Annotated in this window: 11 protein-coding genes and 3 tRNA genes; 13 read left to right on the top strand and 1 reads right to left on the bottom strand. The window is 41.6% G+C overall.

From position 1 onward, the window contains the following. Positions 1-366: 366 nt before the first annotated feature. Together murB and birA are read left to right on the top strand one after the other, a co-directional pair. Complete coding sequence (murB, locus tag J8L86_RS20650) at positions 367-1386, top strand: UDP-N-acetylmuramate dehydrogenase (protein ID WP_348772666.1); 1020 nt, start codon at positions 367-369, stop codon at positions 1384-1386. Beyond that, positions 1386-2348: a bifunctional biotin--[acetyl-CoA-carboxylase] ligase/biotin operon repressor BirA gene (gene birA / locus J8L86_RS20645; protein ID WP_211031415.1), complete on the top strand. Its 963-nt coding sequence runs from the start codon at positions 1386-1388 to the stop codon at positions 2346-2348. The genes murB and birA overlap by 1 nt, the downstream gene beginning before the upstream one ends. Positions 2349-2357: 9 nt before the next feature. Here the strand turns inward: birA and coaA are convergent, their stop codons facing one another. Next, entirely contained in the window at positions 2358-3308 is a 951-nt protein-coding gene (gene coaA / locus J8L86_RS20640; protein WP_211031414.1) for a type I pantothenate kinase, read from the bottom strand. A 220-nt stretch (positions 3309-3528) separates the two neighbouring features. On the opposite strand from coaA, the gene J8L86_RS20635 reads away from it, so the two are divergent. The 11 genes from J8L86_RS20635 to rpoB all read left to right on the top strand — a co-directional run bounded on the left by J8L86_RS20635 (position 3529) and on the right by rpoB (position 13072). Next, positions 3529-3604, top strand: a tRNA-Thr gene (locus J8L86_RS20635). A 7-nt stretch (positions 3605-3611) separates the two neighbouring features. Next, a tRNA-Tyr gene (locus J8L86_RS20630) sits at positions 3612-3696 on the top strand. 35 nt (positions 3697-3731) lie between these two features. Beyond that, positions 3732-3805, top strand: a tRNA-Gly gene (locus J8L86_RS20625). A gap of 189 nt (positions 3806-3994) precedes the next feature. Further along, positions 3995-5179: an elongation factor Tu gene (gene tuf / locus J8L86_RS20620; protein ID WP_080917157.1), complete on the top strand. Its 1185-nt coding sequence runs from the start codon at positions 3995-3997 to the stop codon at positions 5177-5179. Between the two features lie 248 nt (positions 5180-5427). Continuing rightward, on the top strand, positions 5428-5799 hold the full coding sequence (gene secE, locus J8L86_RS20615; RefSeq protein ID WP_055026517.1) for a preprotein translocase subunit SecE: 372 nt from the start codon (positions 5428-5430) through the stop codon (positions 5797-5799). Positions 5800-5807: 8 nt separating this feature from the next. Next, the gene (nusG, locus tag J8L86_RS20610; RefSeq protein WP_055026516.1) at positions 5808-6359 is read left to right on the top strand and encodes a transcription termination/antitermination protein NusG; all 552 of its coding nucleotides are present in this window, start codon (positions 5808-5810) and stop codon (positions 6357-6359) included. A gap of 128 nt (positions 6360-6487) precedes the next feature. Continuing rightward, positions 6488-6916, top strand: a complete 429-nt coding sequence (rplK, locus tag J8L86_RS20605; RefSeq protein ID WP_055026515.1) for a 50S ribosomal protein L11 — start codon at positions 6488-6490, stop codon at positions 6914-6916. Positions 6917-6920: 4 nt separating this feature from the next. Next, positions 6921-7622: a 50S ribosomal protein L1 gene (gene rplA / locus J8L86_RS20600; RefSeq protein ID WP_055026514.1), complete on the top strand. Its 702-nt coding sequence runs from the start codon at positions 6921-6923 to the stop codon at positions 7620-7622. Positions 7623-7880: 258 nt separating this feature from the next. Further along, positions 7881-8378 (top strand): 50S ribosomal protein L10, encoded by a 498-nt coding sequence (gene rplJ / locus J8L86_RS20595; protein WP_055026513.1) that lies wholly within the window; start codon positions 7881-7883, stop codon positions 8376-8378. A gap of 54 nt (positions 8379-8432) precedes the next feature. Beyond that, complete coding sequence (rplL, locus tag J8L86_RS20590; RefSeq protein WP_055026512.1) at positions 8433-8801, top strand: 50S ribosomal protein L7/L12; 369 nt, start codon at positions 8433-8435, stop codon at positions 8799-8801. 239 nt (positions 8802-9040) lie between these two features. Continuing rightward, entirely contained in the window at positions 9041-13072 is a 4032-nt protein-coding gene (rpoB, locus tag J8L86_RS20585; protein WP_055026511.1) for a DNA-directed RNA polymerase subunit beta, read from the top strand. Positions 13073-13147: the final 75 nt, after the last annotated feature.

Here is a 13147-nt window from a genome sequence, read left to right as displayed (position 1 = left end):
GAGATATACATCTTCAAAAATGAAGTTAAAGCTTAAATTTAGACACATCAACAGCTGATAGTTGCGAGCATCAGCCCATGTGAAAGTCCGTCATTACTAAGTAATTAATTTTTCTCGATTGAATGTGGATATCCAATTATTTATGTCACAGTTTTGCAAGTTAATATTGCTTAAAAGACTTTATTTCGACTGTTTGGAAGTGTCACTAATAAAAACAGTTCATTTCTTTCATTGCCCCCTCAGATTCATTATTGATAAACACGCTATTAGTGGCTTATTAGGCGTTAACTATTTTGGCTTTCTTACGATTAGTCATATGAATGTTCACAGGGTACAATATTCACATAACCATTATTAGTACAAGTCATTTATATGTCCGCAAGCTTAAAGCCTTTAAATACCCTGTCTTTGAATCAAAATTCCCTAATGCTTGTTGAGGCAAACTCTGTTTCGGATCTCATTCGATATATAAAACAAGCAAAAGAAATGGGCGTTCCGTATATGATCATAGGTGGTGGTAGCAATATCGTTTTTACCTGCGATTATGAAGGGATGATCATTAAGCTGATCAATAAAGGCATCGTTATTTCTGAGGATAATGAAAATGTCTATTTAACTGTGCAGGCAGGCGAAAATTGGCATGAACTCGTTCAGTTTACTTTAGATAAGGGCTATTTCGGGTTAGAAAATTTAGCATTGATCCCAGGTTCGGTGGGCGCTGCTCCAATTCAGAATATTGGTGCATATGGAGTTGAAATAAATCAGTTTTGTAATGAAGTCACTTACCTTAATACTGATACTTTTAGCGAGCATACACTTGCAGGTTCTGAGTGTAAGTTTGATTACCGTGATTCAATTTTCAAAAAACAATTAAAAGAGATTGCAGTCATTACGTCAGTTAAATTAGCCATCCCAAAAAACTGGCAAGCAAATCTAAGTTATGGACCACTTAACCACTTAAATAGTCAGACAGTGAGTGCTAAAGAGATCTATGAGACTGTATGTGCTGTACGCACAAGTAAGTTACCAGATCCTTGTAAACTTGGTAACGTTGGCAGCTTTTTTAAGAACCCAATTATTGAAGCAGAGCAATACATCAGTTTATTGAAAAAGTTTACTGATTTGGTCGGATATGCACAAGCTGATGGTCGTATTAAAGTTGCTGCAGGTTGGCTTATAGATGAAGCTGGCCTTAAAGGGTATATCTTGGGCGGCGCGGCAGTCCATAGCAAGCAAGCGTTGGTGATAGTTAATATTAATCAAGCAACTGGTGACGATGTACGAAAACTGGCGCATCATGTTATTGACACTGTTTATAATAAGTTTGGTATCAAACTGGAGCCAGAACCAAGAATAATAGGTTCACACGGAGAGGTGGAATTGTAATGACAGAGCATTGGAGAAAAAAGAAGCAAATCATTAAGCTGCTGGATCATTGTCGTTATACTTCTGGAGAAATGATTGCACAAGAAGTTGGATTATCTAGGACTGCAGTGAATAATCACATAGCGCAGTTAGCTGATTACGGGATTGATATATACAGCGTAAAAGGAAAGGGTTACAAGTTATCGAAAGCTCTGCCTTTATTTGATGAATCCGTACTTATAAACGGGATTGAAGATAGGTGTTTCTTTTTTGATGAGATAGCCAGTACCAATGCTTTCTTACTACAGCACTCTGATGAACTAGATAGTGGTGATATTTGCATCGCGGAATATCAGTCAGCAGGCAGGGGGCGTAGGGGGCGTCAATGGGTGTCACCTTATGGTCAACATGTTTACGGGTCGCTCTATTGGCGCATAAACCAGGGAATGAATGCCGCAATGGGGTTAAGCCTAGTTATTGCGTGTTCTATCGTGTCAACGCTAAGAACATTTGGTGTTGAAGGTCTTGGATTGAAGTGGCCAAATGATATCTACAAAGACAATAAAAAACTAGCAGGTATCTTGATTGAGCTATCTGGTCAATCTATGGACGAATGTAATTTGGTCATTGGCTTTGGTATTAATATGAGTATGCCAGCTCAACAGGCTGAAAAAATAGATCAGCCTTGGAGTGATTTATCTTCTCTGGAGACAATGCCCGATAAAACTAACCTACTCCTAGCACTCCATAAACAATTAAAGTTAGACCTAGCAAAGTTTGAAGTATCTGGTTTAGCGGAGTTTATTCCGCTCTGGCAACAATATGATCTGTTCTACGACAAAGAAATTGAGTTGGTCATGTCACCTAAGTCAATCGTAGGTGTTTGTAAAGGGATTGACTCGCAGGGTGGCGTTATTTTGGAAACCGATGGCGTTCAAACCGCCTATATAGGTGGAGAGATTAGTCTACGCGGTACGCTCTAATCTACGAGGTTATTTTCGTAGTAAAACGCGGTTTACCAAATGATTATCTCCTTTTTTAAGGATCAGGTGAGCGCGTTCACGACTTGGTTTGATATTGGACTGGAGATTTGGGCCGTTAATCGTATCCCAGATATTAGCTGCGGTCTCATTGGCTTGTTGATCTGACAAGTTTGAATAGTGATGAAAAAAGGATTTCGGATCACTAAAAGCACCTTGACGAAACTTTCTAAAACGTTGCTGATACCATTCTTTTAGAAGCACTTCATCTGCATCTACGTAAATTGAAAAATCCACATAATCAGATAAAAAACTGCTGCGACTTTCAGGTGATTGATCTAAGCCAGTTTGAAGTACATTTAAACCTTCAATAATTAAGATGTCTGGTTGGTTAATCGGTTGCACTTGGTCAGTAAGTCGGTCATAGGTGATATGAGAGTACAGTGGCGCATTAACATGCGGTTGACCTGCTTTGATAGCTGAAATGAAATCAATGAGCATCTTCATATCATAGCTTTCTGGAAAGCCTTTTCGCTTTAATAAGCTTTTAGCTTTTAACTCTGCCAAAGGATACAGAAATCCATCGGTAGTGACTAACTCTACTTTAGGGTGTTGGGGCCAACGCTGTAATAGCGCTTGTAGAATCCTTGCTGTGGTGCTTTTACCAACAGCGACACTACCAGAAATACTGATAATGTAGGGAGAGTTACGTGGTTTATGATTGAGGAATTGATCTAATACTACACTGCGCTGCTGCTGAGCGTCGATGATCAAGTTTAAAAGACGACTTAACGGTAAATAAATATCTGTCACTTCATCTAAAGACAGTTGCTCGTTCATGCCTTGTAAGCGGGCAAGTTCGTCTTCACTTAGTGTAAGAGGGACTGAATTACGAAGCTCAGACCATTGCTTACGCCCAAATGAATGATAAAGTGTTTTATGTATTGGTTTATTTACTGTCATAACGTCCTTTCCTTAGGTCAGGCACAGTACACCAACAAAATATATTCAACAATAAAAAACTGACCTTAGTTAATCACTAACTTTCAAATCGCTTGATTTTTATGCGCGAGTAGCTAATAAAGCCCAAAAAAACGGCATTTGAGACTTTTTTTAGCTTTTTTATGCATTTTCTATTGCACTTGTGCCAACATTTACCTAATATCCGTTTCCGAAATGATTAGCCGGCATAGCTCAGTTGGTAGAGCAACTGACTTGTAATCAGTAGGTCCCGAGTTCGACTCTTGGTGCCGGCACCATTTTTCTGGAGGGGTTCCCGAGTGGCCAAAGGGATCAGACTGTAAATCTGACGGCTCAGCCTTCGAAGGTTCGAATCCTTCTCCCTCCACCATTTTTTAAAGGTAGTTAGGTAGCCTTTCAGGTTGCGCGGATGTCGTATAATGGTATTACTCCAGCCTTCCAAGCTGATAACGCGGGTTCGATTCCCGCCATCCGCTCCAAATTGCTGAATGACTTGATTGATTAATGGTTCAGATAACTGAATTGTTAATCAGTCAAATCCTTTAAATCAGCACCTCCTGTCTTATGCTAAGCTTAATCACCATAACTAATCGATTCGATGTCATTTTATGCATCGGATTTTTTCTATATGTGTTTTCATTACCAAGAGTCTGGATTGAGGCAATATCATGGCTAAAGAAAAATTTGAACGTAGTAAACCACACGTAAACGTGGGTACAATTGGTCACGTTGACCATGGTAAAACTACTCTAACAGCAGCTATCTCAGCAGTATTGACGAAAGCATACGGCGGTGAGACTAAAGATTTCGCACAAATCGATAACGCTCCAGAAGAGCGTGAGCGTGGTATTACAATTAATACTTCTCACATCGAATATGACACGCCTACACGTCACTACGCACACGTAGATTGTCCTGGTCACGCCGATTATGTTAAAAACATGATTACTGGTGCTGCACAAATGGACGGTGCTATCTTAGTAGTAGCAGCAACTGATGGCCCAATGCCACAGACTCGTGAGCACATCCTACTTTCACGTCAGGTTGGTGTACCTTTCGTTATCGTATTCATGAACAAATGTGACATGGTTGATGATGAAGAGCTACTTGAATTAGTAGAAATGGAAGTACGTGAACTTCTTTCTGAATATGACTTCCCAGGTGATGACTTACCAGTTATCCAAGGTTCTGCACTTAAAGCGCTTGAAGGCGATGCAGCTTGGGAACCAAAAATCATCGAACTTGCTGAAGCTCTAGATACTTACATCCCAGAGCCAGAGCGTGACATCGATAAGCCTTTCCTACTACCTATTGAAGATGTATTCTCAATTTCAGGTCGTGGTACAGTTGTTACTGGTCGTGTAGAGCGTGGTATCATCACTGTAGGTGACGAAGTAGAAATCGTTGGTGTTAAAGACACAACTAAAACGACTTGTACTGGTGTTGAAATGTTCCGTAAGCTGCTTGACGAAGGTCGTGCAGGTGAGAACTGTGGTGTTTTATTACGTGGTACTAAGCGTGATGAAGTTGAACGTGGTCAAGTACTTGCTAAGCCAGGTACAATCACTCCTCACACTACATTCGAATCAGAAGTATACGTGTTAAGCAAAGAAGAAGGCGGACGTCACACTCCATTCTTCAAAGGCTACCGTCCACAGTTCTACTTCCGTACAACTGACGTAACTGGTACTATCGAGCTTCCAGAAGGCGTTGAAATGGTAATGCCAGGTGACAACATCAAGATGGTTGTTACTCTAATCTACCCAATCGCGATGGACGACGGTTTACGTTTCGCTATCCGTGAAGGTGGCCGTACAGTTGGTGCTGGTGTTGTAGCTAAAATCGTTGCTTAATAGCGAAGTTAGTTAACACATTAAAAAGGAAGCTTCGGCTTCCTTTTTTTGTTTTATAGATTTTTTTTAAGTTTTGCCTATGTTCTCTGGTGTCGACCTTGCGAACTGACTAGAATAAGAATACAATCTATGGCCGATTTTTGACCCTGAGCTGATGCTTTTCGTGGCTAAACTCGGAAGTACTATTTGATAGTGGTACATATTTATCAAATTTAAGCTCAGGTCTTAGTGAGTAACGGAACCAACCGATGACGACAAATACTGAAAACCAGAATAATTCTCTGGATATTGTTAAGTGGGGCATTGCAGTTATATTGATTGCCGCCGCTGTTATTGGCAACCAAGCATTTGGCGAAGCCAGTGTTGTGGTACGCGCATTAGGCGTAATTGTTGCCTTTGTTATTGCAGGCTTTATTGCACTGCAAACTGTGAAAGGTAAAGAAGCTTTATCTTTTGCTCGTGAAGCTCACATTGAAGTACGTAAAGTGGTTTGGCCAACTCGTCAAGAAGCGCTAAACACAACATTCATTGTTCTTGCTGCAACAGCTGTCGTAGCCGTAATCCTTTGGGGTTTCGACTGGGTACTATTGCGTGTTGTTAACCTCATTACTGGCGTATAGGCATTTACATGACTGAAGCAACAGAAGCTAAAAAAAGATGGTATGTGATTCAAGCATTCTCAGGCTATGAAGGCCGTGTATGTAAAACACTACTTGAGCATATCAAAATGCACAACATGGAAGACTACTTTGCTGAGGTACTTGTACCAACTGAAGAAGTGGTTGAAATGCGTGCAGGTCAGCGTCGTAAAAGCGAACGTAAATTCTTTCCAGGCTATGTATTAGTCCAAATGGAAATGAATGATGAAAGCTGGCACTTAGTGAAAAGCATTCCACGTGTAATGGGTTTCATTGGCGGAACATCTGATCGCCCAGCACCTATTTCTGATAAAGAAGCGAATGCCATTCTTCAGCGTCTACAAGATACTGTTGAGTCACCGACTCATCGCGTTATGTTTGAGCCTGGTGAAGTTGTTCGTGTTAACGATGGTCCATTTGCTGACTTTAATGGCACTATCGAAGAAGTTGATTACGATAAAAACCGCGTTAAGGTTTCAGTAATGATCTTCGGTCGCTCTACTCCTGTGGAACTAGACTTCCAACAAGTTGAAAAGAGCTGATTAAATTAAATACAAATAGTATTTGTTTGCGGGTGCGGATTTTAGTATAATCCGCACCCGTTGTTTTCAAGGGGAGCTCATCGGCATGTAGCTGGTAGCGTTTGAACCCAAATTGAGGAAATGTCGACATGGCAAAGAAAATTGAAGCTTATATTAAGCTACAAGTAGCAGCCGGTGCTGCAAACCCGTCTCCACCAGTTGGTCCTGCTCTAGGTCAAAAAGGTGTGAACATCATGGAATTCTGTAAAGCATTCAACGCTCGTACTGAAAAGTTCGACAAAGGTATGCCGATTCCTGTTGTTATCACTGTATACAACGATCGTTCTTTCACGTTCGAAACTAAGACTCCTCCAGCATCTTTCTTATTATTGAAAGCGGCAGGTCTTAAGTCTGGTTCTGGCCGTCCAAATACCGAGAAAGTTGGTACTATCAAGCGCAGCGCAGTTCAGGAAATTGCTGAAACTAAAGCGGCTGATATGACTGGTGCTGATGTTGAAGCGATGATGCGTTCAATTGAAGGTACTGCACGTTCAATGGGTTTGGTAGTAGAGGACTAATATAATGGCAAAGCTAACTAAGCGCATGCGCGTAATCCGCGAGAAAATCGACGGAACTAAAAGCTACGATATCAATGAAGCTGTTGCTTTATTAAAAGAATTAGCAACTGCTAAATTCGTAGAAAGTGTTGACGTTGCTGTTAACCTAGGTATCGATCCTCGTAAATCAGACCAAAACGTTCGTGGCGCTACAGTATTACCACATGGTACTGGCCGTGAAGTTCGTGTTGCTGTGTTCACACAGGGCGCAAACGCTGAAGCAGCTAAAGAAGCTGGTGCAGAGTTAGTTGGTATGGAAGATCTAGCTGAGCAAGTTAAAGCTGGTGAAATGAACTTTGACGTTGTTATCGCATCTCCAGATGCAATGCGCGTTGTTGGTATGTTAGGTCAAATCTTAGGCCCACGTGGTTTAATGCCTAACCCTAAAACTGGTACTGTAACGCCAAACGTTGCTGATGCAGTTAAAAATGCCAAAGCTGGTCAAGTTCGTTACCGTAACGACAAGAATGGTATTATCCACACTACTATCGGTAAAGTGGATTTTGAACCTGCTCAAATTAAAGAAAACTTAGAAGCGTTAGTCGCAGCACTGAAAAAGGCTAAGCCTGCAGTTGCTAAAGGCGTTTACGTGAAAAAAGTCAGCATCTCTACCACTATGGGTGCAGGTGTTGTGGTTGACCAAGCTACTTTGGAAGACCTTAAGTAATATACAAAGGATGCGGATTAGTATATAATCCGCGCACTTTGTGGGTTGAGGTCTGCTTTTCAACATTGTTGAGAGCAGATTTCCGTCCAAGACCGTAGGTGTTTTCATAAGATAACTTAATTTCCTACGTAGACGGTGTCAGACCCCCCAGATAGATTTTTTTCTGCTGGAAATCTGCACCGTAAGTCGTTAAACACATAAGTGTTTAATATGGTAAATACTAGGGACATCCCTAGGTAGAATCCAGGAGTAAAGCCAATGGCATTAAGACTCGAAGACAAAAAAGCGATTGTTGCTGAAGTCAGCGAAGCCGCCAAAGGTGCTTTATCTGCAGTTGTTGCCGATTCACGCGGTGTAACTGTAGGTGATATGACCGGTCTGCGTAAAGCAGCACGTGAAGCTGGTGTTTATGTACGTGTTGTACGTAATACATTAGTTAAACGCGCTGTTGCTGGTACTGATTTTGAGTGCCTAAGCGACACGTTTACTGGTCCTACTTTGATTGCCTTTTCTAATGAGCACCCAGGTGCTGCAGCGCGTCTTCTTAAAGATTTCGCAGCTGAACAAGAAAAGTTTGAAATCAAAGCAGCAGCCTTTGAAGGGGAAGTTATCCCTGCAGCAGATATTGATCGTTTAGCGAAACTACCAACATACGAAGAAGCACTAGCTCAGTTAATGATGACTATGAAAGAAGCATCTGCTGGCAAGTTCGTTCGTACATTGGCCGCTCTTCGCGATCAAAAAGAAGCAGCTTAATATTTTATTAGCCGCTTAAATTAATTGAATTCAGTACAATAGGAATTTTTTGTTATGTCTATCACTAAAGACCAAATCTTAGAAGCTTTCGCAGAAATGTCTGTAATGGAAGTTGTTGAACTAATCGAAGCAATGGAAGAAAAATTCGGCGTTTCTGCTGCAGCTGCTGCTGTTGCTGTTGGCGGCGACGCTGGCGCTTCTGCTGCTGAGCAAACCGAATTTGACGTTGTTATGACTTCATTCGGTGGCAACAAAGTTGCTGTTATTAAAGCACTTCGTGGCGCTACAGGTCTTGGCCTGAAAGAAGCTAAAGCTATGGCTGAATCTGCACCAGTTGCAGTTAAAGAAGCTATCACTAAAGAAGAAGCAGAAGCACTTAAAGCTGATCTAGAAGCTGCTGGCGCTGAAGTAGAAGTTAAGTAAGTTATACTCTAACTTACCACCTCCCGAGTAATCGGGCGGAGGCTGGCGGTTTTTTAACCGTCGGCCTTTTTTGCGCTATATGCGCAGGCGATTTTTTATTCACCGTTTATCGCCAGTTTTAGCAGTTCCTAGCAGAGATTACTGGTTAGGTTCTTGCCATTAACGGTGATGGGCAAACGTGCTGATTTAATCTTAGAATTATTTCAGTCTTGGTCACATCTCGTAAGTAGAGGAAACCCATGGTTTACTCCTATTCTGAAAAGAAGCGTATTCGTAAAGACTTTGGAAAACGTCCAAAAGTTTTGGATATTCCGTATTTGTTGTCTATTCAATTAGACTCTTTTAAGAAATTCACCGATCAAGATCCTACGGGTGAACGTGGCTTTGAAGCTGCTTTCCGTAGCGTTTTTCCCATCAAGAGCTTTTCTGGCAACTCTGAACTGCAATATGTCAGTTACAAGCTAGGTGAGCCAGTTTTTGATGTGAAAGAGTGTCAGATCCGCGGTGTTACATATTCTGCACCACTACGCGTTAAATTGCGTATGGTTCTTTATGACCGTGAAGCTGCACCAGGCACAGTCAAAGATATTAAAGAACAAGAAGTCTACATGGGTGATATCCCATTGATGACTGAGAACGGTACCTTTGTAATTAATGGTACTGAGCGTGTAATTGTTTCTCAATTACATCGTTCTCCGGGTGTTTTCTTTGATCATGACCGTGGTAAAACCCACTCATCTGGTAAGGTGCTTTATAACGCACGTATTATTCCTTACCGTGGTTCATGGCTTGACTTTGAATTCGATCCAAAAGATTCATTATTTGTACGTATTGACCGTCGTCGTAAATTACCTGCGACTATCATCTTACGTGCGCTTGAATTTTCTACTCAAGAAATCTTGGATTTATTCTTTGAACGTATTGAGTTCAAAATTAAGCAAGATTCACTTGTTATGGCACTTGTGCCAGATCGTCTACGTGGCGAAACTGCAAGTTACGACATCAAAGATTCTGAAGGTAAGCTTTTAGTTGAAGCTGGCCGTCGTATTACTGCACGTCACATTAAGCAGCTTGAAAAAACCAACACTACTGAGCTTGAAGTACCAGTAGATTACATCGTTGGTAAGTTCGCTGCACAAGACTACATTGATGAAGATACTGGTGAAGTATTAGTTAGCGCAAATGCTGAAATCACCCTTGAAGACCTAGCTAAGCTTTCTTTAGCGGGTATTAAAGAAGTTGATACATTATTTATCAACGATCTTGATCATGGTGCATATATCTCAGACACATTACGTATTGATTCTACAACTAACCGCCTTGAAGCATTAGTTGAAATCTATCGTATGATGCGTCCTGGTGAGCCACCAACCAAAGATGCTGCTGAAAGCTTATTCCAGAACTTGTTCTTCAGTGAAGAGCGTTATGACCTATCTAAAGTAGGTCGTATGAAGTTCAACCGTCGTCTTGAGATTTCTGAAGATGAAGGTGCTGGCGTACTGTCTAAAGAAGACATCGTACACGTTATGAAGAAAATCATCGAAATCCGTAATGGTTACGATGAAGTCGACGATATTGACCACTTAGGTAACCGTCGTATTCGTAGCGTTGGTGAGATGGCTGAAAACCAATTCCGTGTTGGTCTAGTTCGTGTTGAGCGTGCTGTTCGTGAACGTCTATCTCTAGGCGATCTGAATGAGCTTATGCCACAAGATCTAATCAATGCTAAGCCTATTTCTGCGGCAGTGAAAGAATTCTTTGGTTCTTCACAGTTGTCACAGTTCATGGATCAAAACAACCCGTTGTCAGAAGTAACGCATAAGCGTCGTATTTCTGCTCTTGGTCCTGGTGGTTTAACACGTGAACGTGCTGGTTTCGAAGTACGTGACGTACATCCAACTCACTACGGTCGTTTATGTCCGATTGAAACGCCAGAGGGACCAAACATTGGTCTAATTAACTCTTTAGCAAGTTTCGCTCGTACTAACTCTTATGGCTTCCTAGAAACACCTTACCGTAAGGTGGTTGATTGTGTGGTTACTGATGAAGTTGAATACTTATCAGCAATCGAGGAAGGCCGTTATGTGATTGCACAGGCAAACATCGAGATTGATTCTTCAAATCGTATGCTTGAAGAACAAATCGCATGTCGTCATAAAGGTGAATCTACCTTTATGCGTGCTGCTGATATCCAGTATATGGATGTATCACCACAACAGATTATTTCTGTTGCGGCATCACTTATTCCGTTCTTAGAACACGATGATGCTAACCGTGCATTGATGGGTGCAAACATGCAACGTCAAGCCGTTCCTACTTTGCGTGCTGATAAGCCGCTTGTTGGTACAGGTATTGAGCGTACTCTTGCTGTTGACTCAGGTGTTGTTGTCGCTGCGAAGCGTGGCGGTGTTATCGACTATGTTGATGCTAGCCGTATCGTAGTGAAAGTTAACGAAGCAGAATTGACTCCAGGTGAAGCTGGTATCGATATCTACAACTTAACTAAATACACTCGTTCTAACCAAAACACTTGTATTAACCAACGTCCTTGTTGTTCTGTTGGTGATCCAATTGTTCGTGGTGATGTTTTAGCTGATGGTCCGTCTACCGATTTAGGTGACTTGGCCCTAGGTCAAAACATGCGTATCGCATTCATGCCTTGGAACGGTTATAACTTCGAAGATTCGATCTTAATCTCTGAGCGCGTAGCGCAAGAGGATCGTTTCACTACTATTCATATCCAAGAACTTTCATGTATTGCTCGTGATACGAAATTAGGTAGCGAAGAAATCACTGCTGATATTCCAAACGTAGGCGAATCTGCTCTATCTAAATTAGACGAGTCAGGTATTGTTTACATTGGTGCAGAAGTAAAAGGCGGCGACATTCTAGTTGGTAAAGTGACACCTAAAGGTGAAACTCAACTGACTCCAGAAGAAAAGCTATTGCGTGCAATTTTCGGTGAAAAAGCTTCTGACGTTAAGGACAGTTCATTACGTGTTCCTAACTCAGTTAAAGGGACTATCATCGATGTACAAGTCTTCACTCGTGACGGTATCGAAAAAGATAAACGTGCTCTTGAAATTGAAGAGATGCATGTTGCCCAAGCGCGTAAAGATTTAGGCGAAGAGTTCGAAATCCTTGAAGAAGGTGTTTTGAGCCGTGCACGTAACTTATTACTATCTGCTGGTTTCTCACAAGCTAAGCTTGCTGAATTACCACGTAAAGATGTATTAATTCAAGTTATTGATGATGAAGCTAAGCAAACTGAGCTTGAGCAATTAGCCGAGCAACATGAAGAGCTTAAAGCTGACTTCGATAAGAAGTTCGAAGTTAAACGTCGTAAAATCACCCAAGGTGATGACTTAGCTCCAGGCGTACTAAAGATTGTTAAGGTTTACCTTGCAGTTAAACGTACTATCCAACCTGGTGATAAGATGGCGGGTCGTCACGGTAACAAAGGTGTAATCTCTAAGATTTGTCCTATCGAAGACATGCCATACGATGAAACTGGTGATCCAGTTGATATCGTACTAAACCCATTGGGCGTACCATCGCGTATGAACATTGGTCAGGTACTAGAAGTTCACTTAGGTGCTGCTGCTAAGGGTATCGGTAATCGTATTACTGCTATGCTTGAAGAGCAACGTGAACTTGCTGAACTGCGCGACTACATCCGCCAGGTATATGAATTAGGTGACGAAGTTCTACAGAAAGTCGACATCAACTCATTCACTGACGATGAAGTATTGCGTCTGGCTAAAAACCTTAAAGGTGGTTTACCAGTTGCTACGCCAGCTTTCGATGGTGCTAAAGAAAAAGAGATCAAGCAAATGCTTGAACTTGCAGGCTTACCTGATTCTGGCCAGTTAACATTATGTGACGGCCGTACCGGTAACGAATTTGAGCGTAAAGTAACTGTTGGTTACATGTACATGCTCAAACTGAACCACTTAGTTGATGACAAGATGCACGCCCGTTCTACTGGTTCGTACAGCTTAGTTACACAACAACCATTGGGCGGTAAAGCTCAATTCGGTGGTCAGCGTTTCGGTGAGATGGAAGTATGGGCACTAGAAGCATATGGTGCTGCATATACTCTACAGGAAATGCTAACGGTTAAATCAGATGACGTTAACGGTCGTACTCAGATGTATAAGAACATCGTCGACGGTAACCATCAGATGCACCCAGGCATGCCTGAGTCTTTCAACGTATTGTTGAAGGAAATTCGTTCACTTGGTATTAATATCGAGTTGGATCAAGAGTAAGCATCGCTCTTAAGCAATGTTTGGTAACCAAGGATGCTTTGCTTAGCAAAGCATCTGGTTTAACTCCTTCAGGAG

Origin of the sequence: Shewanella sp. MMG014 (assembly GCF_018100775.1) — a bacterium.
Classification (GTDB): Bacteria; Pseudomonadota; Gammaproteobacteria; order Enterobacterales; family Shewanellaceae; genus Shewanella; species Shewanella japonica.
This window is presented reverse-complemented; position numbering and strand designations above follow the sequence as displayed.